The organism is Gordonia humi, from assembly GCF_014197435.1.
Taxonomy (GTDB): Bacteria; Actinomycetota; Actinomycetes; order Mycobacteriales; family Mycobacteriaceae; genus Gordonia; species Gordonia humi.
In genome coordinates, this window is the sequence record NZ_JACIFP010000003.1 from 83,834 (window position 1) to 106,502 (window position 22,669).

The window sequence follows — 22,669 nt, forward strand, 5'->3', positions numbered from 1 at the left end:
CTGGGCTGTCCGCCAGTTCAACAGTCACTACTGATCGACTACTCCGGAAAGACAGGATCATGACCACAGGATCTGTTCTGCTCGCATCTGTACCCACCTCGGTATGGATCGGCAACCAACAGCTCCCGGGCTCGACTGGCACCACCTTTGAGGTGGTCAACCCAGCAACGGGCAATGTGCTAGCCGTCGTAGCTGACGCCACCGCCACTGACGGCGCCGCAGCCCTCGATAGAGCAGCGGCCGCTCAGAAAGACTGGGCCGCCACTCCGGCCCGGGAACGTTCCCGGATCTTGCGCCGCGCATGGGAAGTCGTGGTCGAGCGGCGTGACGAGTTCGCGCTGCTGATGACGCTGGAGATGGGCAAACCCCTCATTGAAAGCCATGGGGAGGTCAGCTATGGCGCCGAATTCTTGCGGTGGTTCTCAGAGGAAGCCGTACGCATCAACGGCCGCTACACCGAATCGCCGTCGGGAAGTGGCAAGATCCTGGTTACCAAAGAGCCGGTCGGTCCGACGCTGGCGATCACCCCGTGGAACTTTCCACTGGCCATGGGAACCCGGAAGATCGCTCCCGCCTTCGCCGCCGGCTGCACGGTCATCGTCAAGCCTGCCGCCGAGACGCCGCTGACTATGCTCCTTCTCGCTGAAGTATTCCGCGATGCAGGCCTTCCCGACGGTGTGCTCTCGGTACTTCCCACTACGCAGGCGTCGGAGTTGACCGCACCCATGCTGGCCGATCCGCGGCTGCGCAAGCTCACCTTTACCGGATCGACGGCGGTCGGGAAGACGCTGCTCAAGCTCGCCGCAGACCGGGTGCTGCGCACATCGATGGAACTCGGTGGAAACGCCCCGTTCGTCGTGTTCGACGACGCTGACATCGACGCCGCAGTCGATGGGGCGGTAGCAGCCAAGATGCGCAATACCGGTGAGGCCTGCACGGCAGCGAACCGCATCTACGTCGACAACGCAATTCGGACCGAGTTCAGCGGCAAGCTTGCCGAGCGAATGGCGGCACTGTCGATTGGTCCTGGCGACGTCGAGGGCACTCAGGTCGGTCCACTGATAAGCGACAATCAACTCCGCAAGGTCGACAGTCTGGTTGCCGACGCGGTCGAAAAGGGCGCCGTCATCGAAACCGGGGGCGCCCAGCTCGGCAAGATCGGATACTTCTACCTGCCCACGGTCCTGACGAATGTCACCGCCGACGCCCGCATCGTCAAGGAAGAGGTGTTCGGTCCCGTCGCCGCAATCGTCGGCTTCGACGGGGAGACTGAGGGTGTCGCCGCCGCCAACGACACCGAGTACGGTCTCGCCGCCTACATCTACACACAGAATTTGGATCGTGCTCTGCGCGTGTCGAAGGCGATTGAATCGGGCATGGTCGGTATCAACCGAGGCATCATTTCCGACGTCGCCGCTCCGTTCGGTGGCGTCAAAGAATCCGGCCTAGGCCGCGAGAGTGGAAGCGAGGGGATTGCGGAGTACCTCGAAACCAAGTATATTGCCCTCCCCTGAGCGCGCGCTGGATAGAGCTCCGTCTCGGTGTCGGATGGATGCGGGACTGCTCCCGCCGCATGGGTCGGTCGTTGCTCTTCAAATCGTCGTCGATCCACCGGGGCGCGTAGATGGGCCTTCGCGGGGCTGGCCCTGGAGCGAGCAGGCGGCGGGGGTGCGCTGGCCCTGTCGTCAGGTTAGTCGGTGGACTGGTTCACCCCCAGCGCACCGGTCGGATCTGGAGCTGGCGGAGTGGTTCGGGCTGACGACCGGCCACCGCGGGGATCGACGGCTGTGTTCAGGACGCGGCACGTCAAGGCGCTCGCTGACACGCGCTCAGGCCGGTCCCGACCCGAGGACGACGTGACACTCCGAGTGACTTCCGCGTCGTCTCCGTGCGGCCGAAGGTGCGGTGCCGATCGCAGCCGGCGGCGGTCGATCTGATGGAGTCGCTCAGCACCCGTGGGCGTAGGCCGCAGGCACCTCCACGACGACCTCCGTGATCGGCGAGCGTCGCCCAGCGCCCCGCTGATCGCGCTCACCCCCATCGCTGTCGGTGACACCACGCGGAATTCGCTCACCGCCCAGCCGAGGGTACGGATCGTGCCCGCCGGCAGGCGCAGGACCTGCGCGGCTACCGACTGCACTAGCCGCAGCGCTGTCCCGAAACTCGAACTCGCATCGGGGAAGCGGTTCGGCGTGAGGGGCTGAACTCCGCTCGGTGCATAGGGAGAAACTGGGATCCCGAGGTTTGCGTAGTGGATCGCCGCGCCGGCCAACTTGGGTTCGGCGGCGACCGCTGCATCGTCGAAACGGTCCAGTGGGGGACCTGGTCTGCTGGGTCGAACATACCCCGAGACTGACCCGGCGGCGTTACCGGATTCCGGTAACGCGAGGGGGAACGCAGGGTGGCGTGTCCCCCGTGAACCGGTCCAGGTTGTTTTAGAGTCCTGATTGCCCTGATGAGGGCAGAGAAGGGACGATGAAGAACATGGCAGGACGCAAGCGTCACTCGGCTGAGGACATCGTGCGCAAGCTGCGCCGGGCCGACGAGCTGGCCGCCGAGGGTAAGACCGGTGAGGAGATCGCTGCCGATCTTGAGGTGTCGGCGGCCACTTTCTACAACTGGCGCCGCCAGTACGGCGGCATGGACGGCGACGCCGCCAAGGAACTCAAGGAACTGCGCGAGCAGAACGGCCGGCTCAAACGCCTGCTCGCCGACGCCGAACTGGAGAAGGACGCGCTGCGGGAGATCGCGAAGGGAGAATTCTGAGACCAACAGCTAAACGCGCCGCCATCGACATGCTCAAAGACGTCAAGAAGATGTCAGAGCGCATGGCGTGCCGGGTTGTTGGGCTTTCCCGATCCGCGTATCGACGCCTGCCGCAGGCGCAGACACCGGCCGATCCCGACGCCGCACTGCGCGAGCAGCTGCGCACCTATGCCCGCAAGAATCCGCGGCACGGGTTCCGCCGGGCGTGGGCGCACCTGCGCTTCGACGATGGCATCGAGATCAACAAGAAGAAGGTGCACCGGCTGTGGAAAGAGGAAGGGTTGCAGGTTCGCCGCGCGCCGCGGCGGAAACGAGCGGGCCAATCATCGGTGCCGATTGCCGTCGCTGATGCACCAAAAGTGTTGTGGGCGTTGGATTTTCAGTTCGATTCCACGGTGGACGGCAAGAAGGTCAAGATAGCGTCGATGGTCGATGAGCACACCCGGATGTCGTTGCTGAACATCGTGGACCGCTCGATCACCGCCGAGCGCCTGATCGAGGAGTTGGAGAAGACATTCGCGATCTGGGATGGCCCGCCGATAGTGCTGCGTATGGACAACGGCCCTGAGTTCATCTCAGAGGCCCTTCGGGAGTTCTGTGCAGGGTCGGTGGGGATCTCCTACATTCCGCCCGGCGCACCGTGGAACAACGGGTACATCGAGTCGTTCAACAACCGGCTGCGCGACGAGTGCTTGAACCGCAACGCCTGGCCCACACTGCTCGAGGCCCGCGTGGTCATCGGCGACTTTAAAGACGACCACAACCACCGACACCGGCACTCGGCGCTGGGCTACCGAACCCCGGCCGAGTACGCTGCCGGATGCACCCACAGAAACCACCCCGTGGGCTGCGAGATCGACTGACCGAGCGCCGGCGCTCGGACCACCGGTAGCGCTCTCGGTCTTGGAGAGGAGTCTGATCCGCGATGCCAAATGACCGGCCCACTGGCGCAGCGTGGCAGGATCTACTGGCAGGAGGTCTGCGCAAGGTCCCGGTCCAAGCGAGGTCGCGCGCTACGGTCAAGGCTGTTCTCGACGCTGCCGCCGAGCTCGTCGAGGAGGTGGGCTTCGAGGCCGTTGTTGAGTCACCCATGCTCATCCTTGATCGTTCAGGTGTGAGTCGAGGTTCGTTTTATTCCTTCTTCGAGACACCTGAACGCGTCTTGGACCAGTTGGCGTACGAGCAGATTCTGCAGTTCGTCGCAGGCATCGAGAAGAGGTTCAGGTCGCGCGAGGCCGCCGGCTGGCGCGGCGTTATCGACGTCCTGGTGGACTACTACCTCGAGGTGTATACACAGCCGCTCATACGGGAGTTGTGGGTCCGTCAGAACATAACCTTGCGCGTTCGTCATCTGGACGATGCGGCGATCGAGGACATCGCGGAGCTGCTCAGGCTCGAGTTGATTGCGAGTAGCGACGGACCCCAGGACGTCGACCACATCCAGTGCGCGGTCGCTGTCCAAGCACTGGAGCGGTTGTGCCAGTTCGCGTTCGAGAATGATCCGCATGGTGACCAGGAAGTGATCGGCGAGGCGCGTGAGCTCTTGGCGGCCTACTTCTCTCGTCGACCGTCGGCCTGAGGCGCACAGGATTGGGGGGAGTCCTGCCGCTCTATTGTGGACCTGGCGCTTCCAGAACCACCACGCCGCCTACGATCACTGCGAGGGCCACGACTTGTCGGGCAGATAGCTTCTCGTCGAAGAGATTGGCGCTTAGCGCAGCTGTTGCGGTGAGTCCGATTGCGGACCACGTCGCGTAGGCGACGGCCACGGGCACGCCCGATTGCAGGACCCATGCAAGAGGGAAGAACGCCGGGGAATAGCAGGCGAGCACCGCGACGCCGGCCGCGTGAACCCCTCTTTCCGCTTCAAGAGCAAGGAGCCGATGACTTCAGCAGCTATCGCGGGTCGCGAGGAGTGCGACGTCAAGTCGAACTCCTCGACCTCACGTGCGCGGGTGTCATGGCGCTTGTGCTGTCAGTTCTCGCTTGAGGATCTTCCCTGTCGCCGTCATAGGGAGTGAGTCGACGAACTGGACGAGTCGGGGGTACTTGTAGTTGGCGATGCGCTCCTTGCACCAGGAGATCAGATCTTGCTCGGTCAGGGTGCTGTCGCGCTGGCGCACGACGAAGGCCTTGACTTCCTCGCCGTGGGATTCGTGCGGGACGCCCACGACGGCGACCAGGGAGACCTCGGGATGGGAGATGATGACCTCCTCGAGCTCGCGGGGGTAGACGTTGTATCCGCCGCGGATGATGAGGTCCTTGGAACGGTCGACGATGTAGTAGTAGCCATCACTGTCCCTGCGTGCCAGGTCGCCGGTACGGAACCACCCGTCTCGCATCACCTCCGCAGTGGCTTCTGGGCGGCGGTGGTAGCCCTTCATGACGTTGTGCCCCTTCACCGCGATCTCGCCAACAGCGTCCTTCTCGGACGTCTCCCGCCAGGCTTGGTCGACCAGCTTGACCTCGACGCCCCAGATAGGCTTTCCGATGGAGCCCGGGGGATTGCGCTGGCCGGGCTGGCTGAAGGTGACCACCGGCGACGTCTCGGAGAGTCCATACCCCTCCAAGATCCTCACTCCGAGTCGTTGCTCGACCTCTTCCAGGATTGCCATCGGAAGGCTAGCCCCTCCGGAGACGCCGATCCGCAGGTTTCGGGCGATCCGGTCCACATCAACCTCTTCGGAGAGAGCGTTGAGCAGCCCCCACCACATTGTGGGCACGCCGGCGAAGAATGTGACATCTTCGTGCTCGAGTAGGTGGATGACGTCGCGGGGATCGAATCGCCGTACGAGCAGAAGGGTCGCCGCCATCGAGAATCCGGCATGTAGTTGAACCGTGGCGCCGAACGTGTGGAACAGCGGCAGGGCCACCACGTGTACGTCCGTCGCGGGCGAGCTCCCAAAGAGGCGGTTCGACGCGATCGCGTTCATCATCGTGTTGGCGTGGGTGAGTTCGGCGCCTTTGGGGCGTCCCGTTGTGCCAGAGGTGTAGAGGATGACTGCTGTGTCATCCGGTTCGGTTGCAACCGAGTCGAACTCGCCGGGCTGGTCTGCGATCGCTGAGGCGAACGATTCTGCGTCGCTCAGCGGGGTCGGCGAATCGGGGTGGGCAGTGACAACGAAGAAGTGCTCGGTGCTAGAGGTCCTTTCGAACGCGGCCCAGCCCTCCCGTCCAGTGGGCAACTCTTCGGTTCCCTCGAAGCAGAAGAACACGCACGCTTCGGAGTCGCGGAGGTGGTAGGCGAGCTCGTCTTCCTTGAGCATCACGTTGAGCGGGACGACGACAGCACCGGTCTTCAGGGCGCCGTAGTAGATGATCGCGAACTCGGGGATGTTCGGGCAGCAGAGGGCGACCTTGTCTCCCCGCGCTACCCCGCGTTCCTTGAGCAGGTTGGCGACCCGGTTGGCCTCAGCGTTGGCCTGCTCGTAGGTGATGTGTCTTGATTCGAGAACCAGAGCGTCGCGCTCGGGGTGGTTTCGTGCGGAGTCCTCGAGAAGGGAGGCCAGGTTGATCATGGGTGGGGCTGGTGCACGAGTTGGTGACATCTGATCTGGCTTGCCCTGCCGGGGCGGCCTGGAAGGATGTTGTTGTGCCCAAGCCCTATCCCCAGGAGTTCCGCGACGACGTTGTTCGCGTCGCTCAGAATCGTGAAGACGGTGTGACGCTCGAGCAGATCGCCGCCGACTTCGGTATCCATCCCATGACGTTGCAGAAGTGGATTCGCAAGGCCGACGTGGAGGCCGGGATCAAGCCCGGCACGACCGCCGCGGCATCCCAGGAGCTCCGGGAGGCCAAGCGGCGTGTGCGACTGCTGGAGCAGGAGAACGAGGTCCTGCGCCGCGCTGCTGCCTACCTGTCCCAGGCGAATCTGCCGGGAAAAGGTGGTACCCGCTCGTGAGCGAGCTCGCCGCTGACGGCATCCCCGTCACGGTGGCGTGCCGGGTACTCAAGATCGCTCGTCAGCCCTACTACCGATGGCTCAAGAACCCGGTCACCGATGCCGAACTCGCCGAGGCGTACCGGGCCAACGCCCTGTTCGACGCGCACCGAGAGGATCCGGAATTCGGCTACCGCTACCTGGCCGATGAAGCTGAGACCGCGGGCGAGAAGATGTGCCGGCGCACCGCCTGGCGAATCTGCTCAACCGGTGGCTGGACCAGTGCCATCAGCAAGAAGGGCCGCGGCAAGCATCGCAAGGCCGGCCCACCCGTGCACGACGATCTCGTCGAGCGAGACTTCGCCGCCGTGGGCCCGAACGAGCTGTGGCTCACCGACATCACCGAGCACTGGACGGCGGCGGGAAAGCTGTACCTGTGCGCGATCAAGGACGTCTATTCGGGCCGCATCGTCGGGTATTCGATCGACTCCAGGATGAAGTCCTGCCTGGCCGTGGCCGCACTGAACAGCGCCGTCGCCAGGCGGGGCGACGTCACAGGCTGCGTCCTACACAGCGATAGAGGATCTCAATTTCGCTCGAAGAAGATGCAGAAGGCTATCACCCGGCACGGCATGCTCGGGTCGATGGGAAGGGTCGGCGCTGCCGGGGACAACGCGGCCATGGAGAGCTTCTTTTCACTGCTACAGAACAACGTCCTCGACCGCCGATCCTGGGCCACCAGAGACGAGCTCCGGGCCGCCATCGTGCACTGGATCGAACGCACCTACCACCGCCGCAGACGACAAGACCGCCTCGGCAGATTGACCCCCATCGAATTCGAGACAATCATCAACCACGAGGCCCCTCAGGCCGCGTGACTAACCGTGTCACCTAACCGTGCATCAGCCCCGGTGATGAGTCTCCGGGGATCGAAAGTGCTTGCCACGCGGGTCTATCCCCCGCGTGGCGCGGTAGATTGTCAGTTGGTTGCTCGGGCGGGTCGCAACGGCAACAGCTCTCTCGCGTTGCGCACGGTGATCTGCTCGATGGCGTCGTCGCTTACTCCCTTGCGGCTCAGCCAAGGGAGGATCATGCGGTGGATGTATCCGTAGCCGTGGCCGCCGAACTTCTGGAGTGTCGTCTTGAACATCACGTCGTGTGAGATCAGGAGGCGGTGCGCCAGGCCGGCTTCGACCATGCCGAGGATGGCGTTGACCCGAGTCTCGTCCGACGGGTAGGTGAAGTCAGCTTCCGGCTCGTAGCCGCTCGGGTAGGCGAACATGTCGAGTTCCACGAGGCAGCCCAGGTCGGGCACCACGTCCAAGAACTGAGGGTCCCGGGCGAACCCGTCGCAGTGTCCCATCACGACCCGGGTCATGTCCGCGCCCAGTTTCTCGATGCGCCCGGCGATGTCTCGGAGGGCATCGATCCCTGGCACGTAGTAGGGGTTGTGGATCGTCAGTGCGGCCCCGGTCTCGAGGTGCGCTGCGACACTGGCGGCGAGGACACGCTCCTCCTCTGGCTCGAGCGGCCATGACAGGCCGACCTCGCCCACGATCCCGGCCCGGACGTCAGTACCGTCCATCCCAACGGTGATGTCGTCGACGATGCGCTCGGTGATGGCGTCCTGGGCCTGTGACTTCACCTCGTCAGACAGGCTCGCGGCGACGTAGTAGCTGGAGCCGGCCACGATGTTCACGTTCGTTGCGCGCGAGGCAGCTTGAAGGCCGGTGACGTTGCGCCCCATGTCGATGGGGCTCAGGTTCACCACGGTGTTCACTCCGAGGTCCGGGAGGACGGAAAGCTCATGGATCGCATCCTGCTCGTCGCTGAGATGCAGGTTGCCGCGATTTGCGACGGGGTTCTCCATCCAGTGCCACAGGTTGTCGACCGTCGGCGTAGCCTGGCGGTCGGGGTTTGCTCTCGGGTCCTCGCCGGGGTACCAATACATGTCACAGTCGCCGAAGATGTGTTCGTGTGGGAGCGTGCCGGTCATGCTCGACGGGTCCATGTCGCCGAGAACGGTGCGGACCTTGGATGTCATTGCGTTTCCTTTCGGTAGGGGCGTCACAGGTTGGTGTCTCGATCCCTACGAATGCCCAAGACGGTTGTAGATCGGGGCCTTCGATGCGGAAGTACACCGCGAGGCCGGCACCGGCGACCGTGACGGCGACCAGGACGAGCAGAAGTCCGACGTTTGGCCGGGGAGGCCGCCGGCAACGGGATCGAAGTGGCCGCTGTCACGACGGTGTAGGTCAGTGCCGCCGCGCTCAGCGCGGGAGCAACGAAGCATGCGAACTGCCTTCCAAGTCGGACTCAAGACGCGACGCTAGTCGCATCTTTACAATAGGCAGCAGCTGTCGATGTGTCCAGTGCCACATCTGCACTGGCGCAAGCGGGGCCACATCGGCGCGGTCGTTACAGGTCCAATTGGGGCCTTCGCGCGGCGCTAACAGTCAGAACACGCACGCCGAGCAGCGTTGCCGGGATGGCTACACACCTGTGAACCAAACCGAGCTCGCTGCACATCTGCGCCCACAGAGTCGACCGATAGCAGCCGCCGTTGTCCGAGAGCACCCGCTCGACGATCACGCCCGGTCGACGAACCAGGACGCCGCGCGCTGGAGGACCGCGGCCGCGGTGACGGCGGTTTCGTCACCCAAGAATCTCGGCGTAGGCCACGCGGGAGTGTCGTCGATCACGGTGCGCGTAGGCGCGCCCGAGTAGTCGAGAACCTCCTGCTTGAACGAGTCGTCGTTGATGGTGATGGTGTTCGCCACGGAATCCTCCTGGGATCGTGTCCGGTCGGTTCGGAAGTGTCGGATGGGGGGTCAGGCGTCGACGGCGACGGGCTCGCCCGCCGCGGCCAGGGTGCTGTCGGTGATGTCACCCTGCTCGGCCAGCCAGCGCTCGGCGTCGAACGTTTGAACCGCCTGACCATGTCGTGGTGTTCCTTTACGGGCGGAGTGGCGTGTCCCACAAGGTAGCGATCTTGTCGACTACGGCATCGGCCTGGGCGCGGCCGGCTTGTGCTGCGGCCTTGCGGCGCGTGGGGTCGTAGGGGTTGGGGCCGATGGCGGCGACGCTTTGTTCGTCTGGTGCGATGAGACATACGTCGGCTTGCGCGGCCAAGGTTTCGGCATCCGCAGCCGCGCCGGGTATCTGCCCGTAGCCCTCAGGCATCGGTGCCAGGATGACGATCCTGTCGTGGCCGGCGGCCAGGCGTGCATTAGTGGTGGAGACCATGCCGCCGTCGACCCAAGAACGGCCCAGGAAGTATTCGAGAGGCCAGACTCCGGGGACCGCACCGCTGGCGGAGACAGCGTCGGTCAGCGATACGCCCGAGTGCTCGTCGAACAGATGCAGCGCGCCCGTGTCGGGTCAAGTCCCGGGTAGTGGTGTAACTGGTTTGTGATCCTTCGTTGGTGATCAGGCGGGTAGTTCCATCAACGGGTCGGTACTCACCTCCGTCTGCGAGTCGGTGTCGGTGTCGGTGGTCAGGGTGAGTCGGCATCTGCTGAGGACTTCCAGGCCGAGGTATCGGCGTCCTTCGGCCCATTCGTCGGTCTGTTCGGCCAGGACGGCGCCGATGAGGCGGGCGATGGCGTCTCTGTTGGGGAAGATCCCGACGACGTCGGTACGCCGTCGGATCTCGCGGTTGAGGCGTTCGGTGGGGTTGTTGGACCAGATCTGCCGCCACACGTCGTCGGGGAATGCGGTGAACGCCAACAGGTCCTCGCGAGCATCGCCGAGGTGCTCGGCCACATCAGGGAGCCGCCCTTGGGTGTACTCCAGGAGCCGGTCGAACTGGGCGTTCACCGAGTCGGCGGTGGGCTGGTCATACACGCTGTGCAGCATCGCCTTCACGGCTGGCCACATGGACTTGGGGCACACGGCCATCAGGTTCGCGGCGTAGTGGGTGCGGCAGCGCTGCCACGCCGCTCCCGGCAGGTTCGCTGCGATCGCTTCGATGAGGCCGGCGTGGGCGTCGGAGGTCACCAGGCGGACTCCGCCCAGGCCGCGGGCGACCAGGTCGGCGAAGAACGTGTTCCAGGAGGCTGTGCTCTCGCTGGTGGCGACCTGCATACCGAGGACTTCGCGGTGGCCGTCACCGTTGACGCCGGTAGCGAGCAGGACGACGGCTTTGACGACCTGCTTGTTCTCGCGGACCTTGATCGTCAACGCGTCGGCGGTGACGAACGTGAACGGGCCGGCCTCCTCGAGACGGCGATGCCGGAACGCGGCAACCTGCTCATCGAGGTCTTCGGCCATCCGTGAGACCTGCGACTTCGACAACGAATCGATACCCAAGGTCTTGACCAACTTGTCCATCCGGCGGGTCGAGACTCCGGCCAGATAACAGTCCGCGACCACGGTGATCAGCGCGGATTCGGCGCGTTTGCGGCGCTCGAGCAGCCATTCGGGGAAGTAGGATCCTGAGCGCAGTTTCGGCACGGCGACCTCGACGGTGCCCACGCGGGTATCGAGGGATCGGTGCCGGTAGCCGTTGCGGTAGTTGGTGCGCTCGGCCGAGCGGGCGTTCCATTCTGCGCCGCAGACGGCGTCGGCGTCGGCCGATAGCAGAGCGTTGATCATCGTCTGCAGCAACTCGCGCATCAGATCAGGTGATGCATCGGCGAGGGCTTGGCTTAACAGGCCGGCAGGATCGACAATGTGGGGTGCGGTCATCGTGATGACTCCATTCGAGGATTCTGTGGAAGGTTGACTCGAAGGATCACACGGTGACCGCTCTCATGCCGACAGCCACACGCTGGCCAGCCACGGTCCTGGTCACCGAGTTACACCACTCTATGGGGCACTACTCCGTGTCGGCGTCGATCGCGGTGACCTTCAAGTGGGCGGGCCAGTCGGTGGTGACCAAACGGGAGGCGACAACTTGCCGTCTGATGGCTGAGGGCACGGGCTCGGGGTCTGCTTTTGAGATGCGTCCCATCGCCGCGCCGACTTTGCGCGGGTCGTCGCCGCCCTCGGACAGGGCTGCCCACCAGGCGCTCATGGTGGTCTCGGACGCCTTGCCTCCCACCTCGTTCTCATCCGGCTCGAGTTGGGAGGCAAAGAGCCGCTCCAGGTCGTAGCCGCCGGCGACGGCGGTTCCGACGAACGATCCCGCCGAGGTTCCGATTACCGAGGTGGCTTTGCTCCAGTCGATTCCCTGGGAGCTGAGCCCTGCCAGGACGCCTACTTCCCATGCGATCCCTGTGACACCGCCTCCGCCGAGGACCAGAGCGCGCGAGAGGGACGGGGTGGGATGCGACATAGGACAACTCCTCGCTGTTCGACTACCCTGAGTCTATTCGTGATCTTCTCCTCAGGAGTTGATCGTTCGATAAGGACGGCGACGCAATCCGCATGCCACTAGCTAAGGCAAGACGCCAACAGGTGCTTGCAGCGCAGCCGCGGCGCCGACAGCTCATCCTCGACAACGGCCAACCAGTTTGCTGGTAGGTAAGTGCCCATGAAGCTGACATTGCGTCTCGACTCAGACAACGATGCCTTCGCCGTCGACGGGGAATCCGAGGTCGCGCGCCTGTTGCGCAAGACTGCCGACGCAATCGAGGAGGGGCACTCCTCGGGACTGCTGCACCGATCAGGACATCTGATCTGGCTTGCCCGGGAGGTCGGGCCTGGAAGGATGGCTATCGTGCCCAAGCCCTGTCCGCAGGAGTTCCGAGATGATGTGGTCCGAGTGGCCCGCGAGCGCGAGTCGGGGGTGACGCTCGCGCAGATCGCGAAGGACTTCGGGATCCATGAGATGACTTTGCAGAAGTGGTTGCGTCGCGCCGCTATCGACGAGGGGCGCACACCGGGAACGACATCCACTGAATCTGCTGATTTACGTGAGCTGCGGAAGCGGAACCGGTTGTTGGAGCAGGAAAATGAAGTCCTGCGACGGGCTGCTGCGTATTTGTCGCAAGCGAGTCTGCAGGGAAAAGGCTCTACCCGCTCGTGAAGGAGCTCGCCGCAGGCGGAATCCCCGTCGCGGTGTCGCGGGCGGGTCCTCAAGCTCTCTCGTCCGCCGTACTACCGGTGGCTGACCGAGGCGGTCACCACTGGCGTGTCCCCCGTGAACCGGTCCAGGTTGTTTTAGAGTCCTGATTGCCCTGATGAGGGCAGAGAAGGGACGATGAAGAACATGGCAGGACGCAAGCGTCACTCGGCTGAGGACATCGTGCGCAAGCTGCGCCGGGCCGACGATCTGGCCGCCGAGGGTAAGACCGGTGAGGAGATCGCCGCCGATCTTGAGGTGTCGGCGGCCACTTTCTACAACTGGCGCCGCCAGTACGGCGGCATGGACGGCGACGCCGCCAAGGAACTCAAGGAACTGCGCGAGCAGAACGGCCGGCTCAAACGCCTGCTCGCCGACGCCGAACTGGAGAAGGACGCGCTGCGGGAGATCGCGAAGGGAAAATTCTGAGCCCAACAGCTAAACGCGCCGCCAAGATCGTGCGGCGTCTCGGATGTTTGCGCGGGATCAGCACACTGACCGGGTTCGCTTTGGCCGTGGAGATCGGCGACTGGGACCGGTTCACCGGCAACACGATCGGCGCTTTCGTCGGACTGGTACCCAGCGAGCACTCCTCCGGTGCATCACGCAGCCAAGGATCGATCACCAAGACCGGCAACGGGCACGCCCGCCGACTCCTGGTCGAAGCCGCCTGGCATCACCGACCGCGATACCGCATCGGGAAAGTGATGCACGAGCGTTGGGACCGAGCGCCAGCGGCGGCCCGCGCCCGCGGCGACGCCGGCAACCAGCGACTGCACCACAGGTGGGTCACGTTCATCGACCGCCGCAAACGCAGTACTACCGCCAACGTGGCGATCGCCCGCGAACTGGCTGGCTGGTGCTGGTCCCTGGCCGTCCTTGACGACAGCTGAGGACACCTGAGACCGCTTCGCCCTCACCGGGACCGGTGGCAGCGCGAGGAGCGACCCGCGAAACAACTATGAGCAGCCCATTCACGGCGACGCCCGATTCTAGACACGCTGGGCCCGCTCCTGCCGAAATCACCGTCCTGCGGTAACCAGCCCGCGTATATCAGTCAGACCGCGCGTCGCCAACGACACGCTCACCGACCCCGGGCCCCGGCGAAGCAACGAGGTGCCCGCCCCGACGAATCGGGGCGGGCACCTCACCATGCCACTTGACAAGAAGCATCTACATATCAGTTGCTAGGACGGGCAGCTCAGGCTCTCGAGACCGCTCCTTCAACTTCTTCAAAGCAGCGAGGTAAGCATTGCGAGGAGAACGACAATAAGCATGATGATGTAGGCCCAAGCGTGTACGTGGTCGGGGATGCGGGGCGGGCGGCGGCGCAGGGTTACGATGACGGGGATTGCCCCGATGAGGAGGAGCGCTGCGGCGCCGAGGTCGACGATCCCCACGCTGAACACGGCACGCTCCAGGTTGGTCGTGTGTTGGGCAAAGAGGAAGACGAGTGCGGCGGGGATGCTGATGGCGAGCGTGAGCGGGTTCGCGAGGGCCGTGGCGTGCCCCATGGGCAGGCCGCCGCGGCGCAGGAGCGGGACGGTCATGACGCTGCCGCCGACGCCGAGGAACGACGCGACCGCACCGATCGGGGCACCGGCAGCGGTCGGAATTGCCCGGGGCGAGGTGTCGTCGTGTGCGAGGCCTGCGGAGCGGAGGAATCCGGGTCGGGCGAGCACGTCGATGATCGTGACGGCGACGTAGATCACGAACCCCCATGACGGCACGGCTGCCGGCACCGCCAGGGCAGCGAGGGCGCCGAGGAGACCGCCTGCGGTGAGGAGGCCGAGGAGCGTTCCACGGCCGCGGAGCCGGGCGAGGACCACCTGGGGCGTGGCCGTGGTGGCGACCGCGGCGTTGATGACCATGACGATCGCGGATGTCGCCACAGCGACCGTGCCCGCCGCGGGGCCGAGCGCGGCGTCGGCCCAGACGATGACGGGGACGGTGACGAACCCACCTCCGAAGCCGAACAGCACTGTGGTCAGGCCCGTGAGAACACCGATGAGAACAAGGACGAGAACGGTCACTGACCCATTCCAGTGGCTTCCCGTCATGCTTGCATTCGAGTGTGAGGCAGGAACCATCGTGTTTCAGCCAGTAGTCTGGTCGGGTGCGGAACGTGAGGCTGGCCGAGGTCGATGCACTGCCCGTTGCGGTGTTGCCGATCGCCACCGTGTATCCGCCCGATTATCTGCTGGGGTGGCATGAGCACCGGAGGGCGCAGTTCCTCTACGCCGCGACGGGGACGATGCTCGTCGAGACAGAGCACGGGGCATGGACCGTCCCGGGGGAGCGGGCCGTGCTCGTCCCTCCTGACACGCGGCATCAGGTGCGGATGTTCGACGTGGAGACCAATAGCCTCTACATCGACCCCGCAGCGGTTCCTTGGTGGCCCGCCGCATGCCAGGTCGTCGAGGTCGCCTCGCTCCTGCGAGAGCTGCTGCTGGCCGCGTCCGACATCGACCCCCGCGGCGGGCTCAATAGTCGCGACGAGGTGCTGCTGGAGCTGATCCTGCAGGAGACGTCCCGGCTCAGCGAGGTGCCGCTGCACGTTCCGATCCCGGAGGCGGCACCCCTGGCCGGGCTCTGCCGCCGCTATCTTGCCGACCCCGACCTGGCGGTCGACAACCGCGTATGGGCACGGGAAGCCGGGATGAGCGAACGGACCTTCACGCGCCGGTTCCGGGAAGAGGTCGGGATGAGCCCGGCCGCGTGGCGTTCGCGCGCCCGGCTCCTCGCAGCGATCCCGCTGCTGCGCCACCAGAGCGTGACCAACGTCGCTGCGCGACTCGGCTATGCCACTCCGGCAGCCTTCTCCTACGCTTTCACTCGCGCCTTCCAATCGTCTCCCTCGAGCCTGCGCCTGCGCGCATCGTGACACGGCACTGGCCCTCTGCCCGTGGATCGAGCACTACAACCACACTCGACGTCACTCGGCGCTCGGCGGCAAGCCTCCGATCAGTCGTCTGCCACCAATCTGATGGCCGGGTACATCCATCGGTCGGGCATCGGGAATGGTGTGGTGAATTCGGTGAACCACTGGGTGGGGGAGAGGTTGACGCCGCCCGCCAGCTCGGCCACTGCCTCGGGTGGCACGTCGTAGAGCATCAGCACGTCGTCGTCCTGGAGTAGATACTGGCCCAGGTCTCCCCACGTGTCGGGCAGTTGACCCCGATCGCTCGTGGTCATAGCCCAGCGCGCAGGGAGTCCGGTATCGAGGACTGCGGCGCGCCGCAATGCCAGGTGCACCGTCATCTCCTCGGCGGTGCAGCGGGGGACCGGCGCGCCCCATCGTCGGATGTCTTCTGCGATCCGGTCGGCGGCCGCGGCCAACTGATACCTCCAGAGCTTGCTCTGCGACCATGTGATCTCCGGCAGGAGATGCAGAACCTGCAGGCTTGTGTTGTCACTGTGCGCGGCCGCGGTGTCGAGGTAGTCGGCATCGCGGCGCACATCATCGGCTACCGACTGGGCCGCGGTCGCCAGTATCGCTGATCGTCGGTGCCCGATGGTGTCGATCAGGTCGACGAACTCGCGATCAAGTGATTCGGCCATAGCCAGGGTCCGGTCTATTCGTTCGGGGCTGGTCGTAGGCGAGCTGCCATCGTGAGCACGTCCGCGATGCTGGGCCGGTGACCGTTGTTCGCGCGCGTGGCGAGCTGGTAGATGCTCGACAGGCCGACCCGCTCGGCGGCCGTGATGACCTGTCCGTCGAGGTCGGTGATCATCGCGTCGAGTTCGTCGACAACATCGGCGACCGCTGGTGATTCGATCCGTTCTTTCCACCGGGAGTTCGCGCCCGGTGCGCTCATCCCTGCGACCCGGCCGATCTGCTCCCATGTGCGCCCTGCGCGCCGCCCGCGTGTGATCGCGACATCGATCGCCACCGCGGCCGCGCGGTGAGCGGCCAGCGCGAGGGAGATCTCCTCGTCGACGTCGACCAACCGGATATGGTGGCGCCGCCAGATCGCTTTCGCCGCGTCGGCGACCTCGTCGCGGTCGCCGATGTCTGGTGTCGCATCATCGTCAGCGAAGATCCGCCCGGCAGCGACATCTTCCAGACTCGGGGACGGTACGCGCACCCACTGATTGGACGAGACCCACTGCGACCGTGTCGGATCCATCACCTGTGTCTGGTGCTCGCAGTCGCACACGACCCGCCACGCCACGACCTCGCCGGCAGGCCGCCACGACTGATCGCCGACACCGACCATCGTCACGCCCTCACGCACCGTCGAGGCGCTGGTGCCGATCCCGTCGACGAACTCGGGCCGTATCCACATCTCGTGAGTCTCGGTGTCGGTGCTGTGCGTCCATCCCATGACTGCTAGGGTAGCATCATGATATTAAGTAAAAGCGATGCTAGGAAGTCCTGACATTAACTATCTATTATCATAACGATAGATTGTCGGCATAAAATCGGACTGAGTGCCTGTTTCTGCGGCCCGACTCGGTGCTGGCCGCGAGCTGACGAGTACCCCGATAGTAGTAGGCTATCGGGGTACTGCGCGGGCCCTCTCGGTCGTGCTGTTGGTCTCTTCTAGATTGGTTCAGGAATCCGCCGTTCGAGTTCGGTGCCTCCATATTGCGAAGACGCCCAATCCCGAGATTATGGCGATTCCTAAATGTAACCAGATGACCTGACCAAACTGTATCGCGGTCAGGATTACGGAGAGTGCTTCGAAGATAAATACCAAAGAGAGTATCCATTGCGCTATTGACAGTAGTCGCTCAGGATTCTTTCGATTAGTCATCTCTTAGCTCAATTCCGCACGTTAGTGGATGTCGATGCAGGCCCAGTTGCTCCATGAGCCGCCAGTCTGATTGTTCTTCACGCGAGTGCAGAACTTGGTTCCCGGCTTGGCTTCGATCGGAGTGCCAGGGAGAGTAACGTAGTCGCCGGTCAAGGCCACCGTGCTACCGAACAGGCACGGCTGCGGTGATACTACTTTCCGCTTCACCTCGCCGGTGTTCTTGTCTGTCCACATGAAATCATGATTCCTGCCACAGACATTAGCGGCGATCGGCTGCGAATAGTAGTAGTTGCTCGCGGCTGAGGTGATCGTGCTGCCGTTGCCATTTACAATGACGCAGTTATGGGCGAATGATCCCACTGGTCCAGGTGCTGCTGTGCATCCGTTGGCTGAGGCCGGGTGCTTGAGGGATGAGACGATTTCGCCTAGCGATGTCGACTTAAGGTCCCTGAAAGATGCCACGATGCTTCGGCCAACGCTACTGAGAGTGAAACCGGCACTAGAGTTGTAACCGGTCGCTAACGTTGCCACCGGGCGTCCGCTCTGTTTCTCCACGAGTTGCAATCCAACCTTGCCTGCGCGGACCCACTTCGTTCCGGTGGGCAGGTCGGTCCGGAACTTTACGCTAGAGCCATCGACTGGGCTGTGGGTGATCTTGATGACCTGCTGATCATTGTCTCGGCTCGTCGATATAGGGGACGACTGCGGAATGTGTATCACCACGCTTTTGCCCTGAAGTGCCGTGGGAATCGTGACAGTCTCCGGTGACGTCCGTTGGCCTTGGCCTCCAGGAGTCACCGGCCGCTGGCCAGTGTCTGGGTGTTCGAGTTCTCGCCTTTCAGTCGGCGCGTTCATGCTCGGTCCACTTTTGGGAGCGTCTGCCTCCGGCGTCTTGGATGGTTTGGTAGTCGCGTCGGGTTCTTTCTCTGGTGTCGTCGGCGATAGCGTCGGTGGTTGTTCGTTGCTGCCACCGCACTTGTAGGGGACCGGCGGCTTCTTGCCGATCGCCTTCCACGCGTTATTATAGGCGTTGGTTTCGCGTTTGCATCGTTCAGCGGGCGTTTCGGCGGCCGCCGAGGGTGCAAGGGACGCGGCGAGCACGAGAACCATGACCATTGCTGCTATCGCTGTGAGAATGCCCCATAAAACGCTACGTTCTGGGCTCGACTGCTGGATTGTGGTGCGCATCGTTTCCCCGTCCTTTAGATGCGGCTGGTGGGGCCGTGGTCGTAGTAGACGTAGACGCCGGTGTCGGTGGTGACGGAGATTTTGGCGAACGGTCGCACCGAGATCGGGCCGAGCGCGTTGGACACGTTCAGTTCGACGCCGGACAGGACGATGTCGGCCACGGGCTGAGTGAGTGCGATGTCAGCGAGGGTGACGGTGGTGATCTTGCCGGCACCGACTTCGAACTCGAGATCGGCGGCCGGGATCACGGTCGCTTCGGCGCCGAGTTCGCCGCCGATCTCGCCGAGCTTGCCGCCTCCTCCGCTGCCGGAGATCGTGACCTCGGGTGCGATCTTGGCGTTGAGGCCGCCAGTCAGTTTCAACTCCGGTGTGTGTGCGGTGACTTTCACACCCGAGGGTGCGACCGAGACCGGGTAGCCGATTTTGTAGCCGACTTCCACGGTCGCGCGGACGGTCTTGCCGTCGATACCCTTGATCCCGGCGTGCACGTCCGAGGACAGCAGGGCTTCACCCGAGAGCGGTGAGGAGTCCAGTGCGGGGATCTTCTTGGCCTTGAGTTTGGACGCGGTGAGCGTGATGTCGACACCTTCACGCGTGTGGTGAGTGCGGGCGTCCGCTGGCCCGGCAAACAGGCTCGATGCGAGCGCGAACGCCGCGACGGCGAGCAGCAGTAATCCTGTAGTGACACGTCGTAGCACGACGATTCCCCCCCGTGTTCGGTGCAGACTCCGTGGTCTGCGCGATGACTACCTGGCCGGGACTGAAGTAGGCCTCACATCCCGGCAAGTTTGGAGCAAACATCTCCTGCGCGTCATTTCACCCCTAGGGTCAACTCCTACCAAACTCTCGGGCGCGAATTCCGCCGTAGAGGCTGGTCATAGGGCGAAAAGAGTTTGTCCGGACCGGACAGCGACACCTCTGTAGTAGAGGTGCTCCCTGCTCCACTGAGGGCTATCTGTGGTTGCTGACAGGCAACGGTGGGACTGCTGTGACGGCAGGTTGGTGGCTGTTTCGCGGGCGGCTGATGAGGTGCCAGGGGCGGCCGCGAAGGTGTCGCGTAGGCGGTAGCGGGACCTGTGATCGATGGTTAGATCGCGTTTTCCGGGGCGGCTGTGACTACCTGTGAGGATACCGACGACACAGAAATTCGAGTGCTGCCTGCCGAGCGGGTATCCTTACGTGTCTGTGGCCGGTGTGGGCTGACCGCGTCTATCGGTCGGGCATCGGGAATGGTGTGGTGAATTCGGTGAACCACTGGGTGGGGGAGAGGTTGACGCCGCCCGCCAGCTCGGCCACTGCCTCGGGTGGCACGTCGTAGAGCATCAGCACGTCGTCGTCCTGGACCAGGTACTGGCCCAGATCTCCCCACGTGTCGGGGAGACCGCCGCGATCGCTCGTGGTCATAGCCCATCGCGCAGGGAGCCCGGTATCGAGGACTGCGGCGCGCCGCAATGCCAGGTGCACCGTCATCTCCTCGGCGGTGCAGCGGGGGACCGGCGCACCCCATCGTTGGATGTCGTGCGCGATCCGGTCGGCGGCCGCCGCCAGTTGATGCCGCCAGAACTTGCTCTGGGACCACGTGATCTCCGGCAGGAGGTGCACAACCTGCAGGCCGGTGTCGTCACTGTGCGCGGCCGCGGTGTCGAGGTAGTCGGCGTCGCGGCGCACATCATCGGCGACCGATTGGGCTGCGGTCGCCAGTATCGCTGATCGTCGGTGCCCGATGGTGTCGATCAGGTCGACGAACTCCGGATCGAGTGATTCGGCCATAGTCAGGGTCCGGTGTATTCGTTCGGGGTTGGTCGTAGGCGAGCTGCCATCGTGAGCACGTCCGCGATGCTGGGCCGGTGTCCGTTGTTCGCGTGCGTGGCGAGCTGGTAGATGCTCGACAGGCCGACCCGCTCGGCGGCTGTCACGACGACATCTCGTGAGTCTCGGTGTCGGTGCTGTGCGTCCATCCCATGACTGCTAGGGTAGCACCATGACGTTAAGTAAACCCGATACTCGGATATCTTCCGATTAAGCACTACTTAACATAACGTACATTATCGGCACGCCGTCAGCTGCGACTCCGGAGGCGCGCTCAGGTATGAGCTTGGGGCGGCAAATCGTTCAGTGGCTGTTGTCTGCAGGAAGGCCTAAGGCGACGCTGATGCACGGACTGGCCGACCGTTCTCGTGCGGTGGTCGGGCCTGTCGGCAAGGACTGGAGAGGATTTGATGTCGAGAATCTTCGGGCACAAGGATTCGGTGGAGAGCATGTCCTCGGCATTGAGGTTGCCAACCACGGTCGAGCTCCGGTGGTCATAGACAAATTTCCGTATGCTCTCGTGGAGGGGAAGAGACTCCGACCTACGTTCCGGGCGCCGATCTAATCGGCCAACCGACTCCTTATACTCTGCAGCCAGGAGCGAATGTAGCCTGGTACGCTCTGTACCGCTTCGCGGAGCTTCTTGTTCAGTCGACTCGAGATGTATTGAACGTTGAAGCTTCGGGAGTCTACATGACCGCCCGTCTTGCGACGGGAAAGATCGTCGCGACGCCGCAGGCTATCTCTACGTAGCCCCTACTTCGGCGATATTGGGCGAGTAGCTGACAGAACGGCAGACGATGCGCCGAAAAGGGCCAAAACACGACTGGGCCCGGCACCCCTCGACAGGGGGCCGGGCACAGTTCTCCGCCTCCGCGGATCTCGTCGGCAAGATCGAAGCCGTGCAGGTGCTTTCTCCAGGTCGCGCCTTACGTGTGTCTGACGGGTGGAGTGTGACGATAGCCGGTGTGGATTGGTTCCGTCCGCGAATTCGAATGCGATACCCAAGTTTGGGTCGGTGATGTCCTGCTCGAACGCACCATTGTGCCATCATTTACCCAGGCATTGGGTCCGAATCCTGGTTAGACCGGTGCTGGCCGGCGCTGCAGCTGCTGGCAACCGTCAATGCCAGTGCGACGAGCGCCAGCACCCCAACCACTACGTTCAACCCGACACCAGCGACCTGTAGGCCCCATCGTGAAGCGGCGAGCCCGACGCCGACAATGGGAAGGGAGATCGCAACGTAGACCACGAGGAAATAGGCGGAGATCACCTCTGCTCGACGGGGCTGGGGGCTGACTGCCACCAGTGCCGCCAACCCCTTGCTGAACGTCAACCCTTGCCCTGCGCCGCTGACGACGGCGCCGAGCACCAACAGGATGAGCGACCGTGTTGCGAGCCCCCCAATAAGGATGGCCACACCAACCACGAGTGCTATGCAGCCCGCCACCATGGCCCGATCCGCGGGTAGGCCTCGGCCTGCGATCTGCACAGCTGCGGACATCAACAATAGTGTGGCAACCAGGATTCCGACAAGCGCTGGACTCTGAATGCCGACCACCTGAGAGACGAAAGCCGGGGCGACTCCGGCAAACGATCCAGCAACCGAGAACCCTGCAAAGGCGACAATCGATGCCCGCGCAAAAGCACTCCGAATCTCGTGCGGTACCGACAATCGCTGAATCGCCAGATGCCCAGCTGAGGGATGCGCCAACGGCTCAGCCATCCACCAGATCCCCACCATGACAACCGCAAGCAAAACAAGGTTCACGACGAAGACCGCGCGCAACGGCACCGGACCGTACTGGGCAAGAAATCCGGACAGGAGTGGACCTATCCCGGTGCCTCCAACATTCGCAGCGGTCGCTAACGCGGCCGCCCGCCCTCGCCACGAGAGGGGCGCGGCCTCGATCACTGCAGCCGTCGCTGCCCCGGCATAGATACCAGCAGACAGGCCCGAAAGCACGCGGCCGAGTATCAACTGCCAGAGTTCTCCTGCAGTCACAAACACCAGTGCGCTTGCCACTGACAGCAGAGCTCCGGCCAGGAGCAGTGGCTTGCGCCCCAGGATGTCGGAGAAGCGACCGAAGAGGATCAGTGCACCGGCCACTCCCGTGGCGTAGACGGCATAGACCACGGTCGTGGTCAGGACACCGAATCCGAGATGGTCACCGTAGATCGGGTACAAGGGTGTCGGCAGAGTGGTCCCGAGCATGACGACCGTGAGCGCAAACACTGCGATCGCGAACGACACCGACG

Annotated in this window: 19 protein-coding genes and 4 pseudogenes; 9 read left to right on the top strand and 14 right to left on the bottom strand. The window is 63.8% G+C overall.

The features are described from left to right. The first annotated feature begins 59 nt into the window (after positions 1–59). From BKA16_RS23490 to BKA16_RS23500, 3 genes are all read left to right on the top strand, one after another. On the top strand, positions 60–1,514 hold the full coding sequence (locus BKA16_RS23490) for an NAD-dependent succinate-semialdehyde dehydrogenase (protein WP_183373398.1): 1,455 nt from the start codon (positions 60–62) through the stop codon (positions 1,512–1,514). A 970-nt stretch (positions 1,515–2,484) separates the two neighbouring features. Beyond that, positions 2,485–3,629, top strand: a protein-coding gene (locus BKA16_RS23495; protein WP_425489512.1) for an IS3 family transposase whose coding sequence is annotated in 2 segments (ribosomal slippage) — positions 2,485–2,752 and positions 2,752–3,629 — 1,146 coding nt in all. Because the reading frame shifts where the segments join, the coding sequence is not laid out codon by codon here. Between the two features lie 62 nt (positions 3,630–3,691). Continuing rightward, positions 3,692–4,345, top strand: a complete 654-nt coding sequence (locus tag BKA16_RS23500; RefSeq protein WP_183373400.1) for a TetR/AcrR family transcriptional regulator — start codon at positions 3,692–3,694, stop codon at positions 4,343–4,345. A gap of 31 nt (positions 4,346–4,376) precedes the next feature. Here BKA16_RS23500 and BKA16_RS24390 read toward each other — a convergent pair whose 3' ends face one another. Further along, the gene (locus BKA16_RS24390) at positions 4,377–4,598 is read right to left on the bottom strand and encodes a DMT family transporter (protein ID WP_183373401.1); all 222 of its coding nucleotides are present in this window, start codon (positions 4,596–4,598) and stop codon (positions 4,377–4,379) included. Positions 4,599–4,724: 126 nt separating this feature from the next. Further along, positions 4,725–6,284 (bottom strand): long-chain-fatty-acid--CoA ligase, encoded by a 1,560-nt coding sequence (locus tag BKA16_RS23510; protein ID WP_183373402.1) that lies wholly within the window; start codon positions 6,282–6,284, stop codon positions 4,725–4,727. Between the two features lie 74 nt (positions 6,285–6,358). Between BKA16_RS23510 and BKA16_RS23515 the strand changes: the two genes are divergently transcribed. After that, positions 6,359–7,524 (top strand): IS3 family transposase gene (locus BKA16_RS23515; RefSeq protein ID WP_183369779.1). Its coding sequence is split into 2 segments (ribosomal slippage): positions 6,359–6,643 and positions 6,646–7,524, totalling 1,164 coding nucleotides; the frame shifts between segments, so codons are not numbered across the junction. Between the two features lie 101 nt (positions 7,525–7,625). Here the strand turns inward: BKA16_RS23515 and BKA16_RS23520 are convergent. The 5 genes and pseudogenes from BKA16_RS23520 to BKA16_RS23540 form a co-directional block, all read right to left on the bottom strand. Then, positions 7,626–8,690 carry a phosphotriesterase family protein gene (locus BKA16_RS23520; protein WP_183373403.1) on the bottom strand — a complete coding sequence of 355 codons (1,065 nt, stop codon included), beginning with the start codon at positions 8,688–8,690 and terminating at the stop codon, positions 7,626–7,628. Positions 8,691–9,145: 455 nt separating this feature from the next. Then, positions 9,146–9,337: pseudogene (locus tag BKA16_RS23525) on the bottom strand (IS481 family transposase); the annotation flags it as partial. 264 nt (positions 9,338–9,601) lie between these two features. Then, a complete protein-coding gene (locus BKA16_RS23530; protein ID WP_343067648.1) occupies positions 9,602–10,012 on the bottom strand; it encodes a patatin-like phospholipase family protein in 411 nt (136 codons plus the stop codon). A gap of 63 nt (positions 10,013–10,075) precedes the next feature. After that, entirely contained in the window at positions 10,076–11,335 is a 1,260-nt protein-coding gene (locus BKA16_RS23535; RefSeq protein ID WP_183369212.1) for an IS256 family transposase, read from the bottom strand. Between the two features lie 130 nt (positions 11,336–11,465). Next, positions 11,466–11,924, bottom strand: a complete 459-nt coding sequence (locus BKA16_RS23540; protein WP_183373405.1) for a patatin-like phospholipase family protein — start codon at positions 11,922–11,924, stop codon at positions 11,466–11,468. Between the two features lie 375 nt (positions 11,925–12,299). Here BKA16_RS23540 and BKA16_RS24025 point away from each other — a divergent pair. From BKA16_RS24025 to BKA16_RS23555, 3 genes and pseudogenes are all read left to right on the top strand, one after another. Further along, positions 12,300–12,716, top strand: a pseudogene (locus tag BKA16_RS24025) (helix-turn-helix domain-containing protein); the annotation flags it as partial. A gap of 75 nt (positions 12,717–12,791) precedes the next feature. Then, positions 12,792–13,082, top strand: a complete 291-nt coding sequence (locus BKA16_RS23550; protein ID WP_183373407.1) for a transposase — start codon at positions 12,792–12,794, stop codon at positions 13,080–13,082. A gap of 26 nt (positions 13,083–13,108) precedes the next feature. Further along, positions 13,109–13,546, top strand: a pseudogene (locus BKA16_RS23555) (transposase); the annotation flags it as partial. 339 nt (positions 13,547–13,885) lie between these two features. Here the strand turns inward: BKA16_RS23555 and BKA16_RS23560 are convergent. Beyond that, complete coding sequence (locus tag BKA16_RS23560) at positions 13,886–14,713, bottom strand: sulfite exporter TauE/SafE family protein (RefSeq protein WP_183373408.1); 828 nt, start codon at positions 14,711–14,713, stop codon at positions 13,886–13,888. Between the two features lie 56 nt (positions 14,714–14,769). Between BKA16_RS23560 and BKA16_RS23565 the strand changes: the two genes are divergently transcribed. Both BKA16_RS23565 and BKA16_RS23570 read left to right on the top strand, forming a co-directional pair. Further along, complete coding sequence (locus BKA16_RS23565) at positions 14,770–15,537, top strand: helix-turn-helix domain-containing protein (protein WP_183373409.1); 768 nt, start codon at positions 14,770–14,772, stop codon at positions 15,535–15,537. Then, a pseudogene (locus BKA16_RS23570) lies at positions 15,527–15,640 on the top strand (integrase core domain-containing protein); the annotation flags it as partial. The gene BKA16_RS23565 and the pseudogene BKA16_RS23570, both read left to right, overlap by 11 nt. Here the strand turns inward: BKA16_RS23570 and BKA16_RS23575 are convergent. The 6 genes from BKA16_RS23575 to BKA16_RS23600 form a co-directional block, all read right to left on the bottom strand. Next, positions 15,618–16,214 (bottom strand): hypothetical protein, encoded by a 597-nt coding sequence (locus BKA16_RS23575; RefSeq protein ID WP_183373410.1) that lies wholly within the window; start codon positions 16,212–16,214, stop codon positions 15,618–15,620. The pseudogene BKA16_RS23570 and the gene BKA16_RS23575 overlap by 23 nt on opposite strands. Positions 16,215–16,228: 14 nt before the next feature. Next, complete coding sequence (locus tag BKA16_RS23580; protein WP_183373411.1) at positions 16,229–16,981, bottom strand: hypothetical protein; 753 nt, start codon at positions 16,979–16,981, stop codon at positions 16,229–16,231. A gap of 453 nt (positions 16,982–17,434) precedes the next feature. Continuing rightward, positions 17,435–18,601, bottom strand: coding sequence for a hypothetical protein (locus BKA16_RS23585; protein WP_183373412.1), 1,167 nt, complete (start codon positions 18,599–18,601; stop codon positions 17,435–17,437). Between the two features lie 14 nt (positions 18,602–18,615). Continuing rightward, positions 18,616–19,299, bottom strand: a complete 684-nt coding sequence (locus BKA16_RS23590) for an MspA family porin (protein WP_183373413.1) — start codon at positions 19,297–19,299, stop codon at positions 18,616–18,618. A gap of 511 nt (positions 19,300–19,810) precedes the next feature. Beyond that, positions 19,811–20,371: a hypothetical protein gene (locus BKA16_RS23595; protein ID WP_183373414.1), complete on the bottom strand. Its 561-nt coding sequence runs from the start codon at positions 20,369–20,371 to the stop codon at positions 19,811–19,813. A 1,093-nt stretch (positions 20,372–21,464) separates the two neighbouring features. After that, a complete protein-coding gene (locus tag BKA16_RS23600; RefSeq protein WP_343067647.1) occupies positions 21,465–22,664 on the bottom strand; it encodes an MFS transporter in 1,200 nt (399 codons plus the stop codon). Positions 22,665–22,669: the final 5 nt, after the last annotated feature.

What these genes read in the sequence shown, in the direction of transcription:
- BKA16_RS23490 (WP_183373398.1), top strand. Translation starts at nt 60, where the DNA reads ATGACCACAGGATCTGTTCTGCTCGCATCTGTACCCACCTCGGTATGG.
- BKA16_RS23500 (WP_183373400.1), top strand. Translation starts at nt 3,692, where the DNA reads ATGCCAAATGACCGGCCCACTGGCGCAGCGTGGCAGGATCTACTGGCA.
- BKA16_RS23510 (WP_183373402.1), bottom strand. Translation starts at nt 6,284, where the DNA reads ATGATCAACCTGGCCTCCCTTCTCGAGGACTCCGCACGAAACCACCCC.
- BKA16_RS23520 (WP_183373403.1), bottom strand. Translation starts at nt 8,690, where the DNA reads ATGACATCCAAGGTCCGCACCGTTCTCGGCGACATGGACCCGTCGAGC.
- BKA16_RS23535 (WP_183369212.1), bottom strand. Translation starts at nt 11,335, where the DNA reads ATGACCGCACCCCACATTGTCGATCCTGCCGGCCTGTTAAGCCAAGCC.
- BKA16_RS23540 (WP_183373405.1), bottom strand. Translation starts at nt 11,924, where the DNA reads ATGTCGCATCCCACCCCGTCCCTCTCGCGCGCTCTGGTCCTCGGCGGA.
- BKA16_RS23550 (WP_183373407.1), top strand. Translation starts at nt 12,792, where the DNA reads ATGAAGAACATGGCAGGACGCAAGCGTCACTCGGCTGAGGACATCGTG.
- BKA16_RS23560 (WP_183373408.1), bottom strand. Translation starts at nt 14,713, where the DNA reads ATGACGGGAAGCCACTGGAATGGGTCAGTGACCGTTCTCGTCCTTGTT.
- BKA16_RS23575 (WP_183373410.1), bottom strand. Translation starts at nt 16,214, where the DNA reads ATGGCCGAATCACTTGATCGCGAGTTCGTCGACCTGATCGACACCATC.
- BKA16_RS23580 (WP_183373411.1), bottom strand. Translation starts at nt 16,981, where the DNA reads ATGGGATGGACGCACAGCACCGACACCGAGACTCACGAGATGTGGATA.
- BKA16_RS23585 (WP_183373412.1), bottom strand. Translation starts at nt 18,601, where the DNA reads ATGCGCACCACAATCCAGCAGTCGAGCCCAGAACGTAGCGTTTTATGG.
- BKA16_RS23595 (WP_183373414.1), bottom strand. Translation starts at nt 20,371, where the DNA reads ATGGCCGAATCACTCGATCCGGAGTTCGTCGACCTGATCGACACCATC.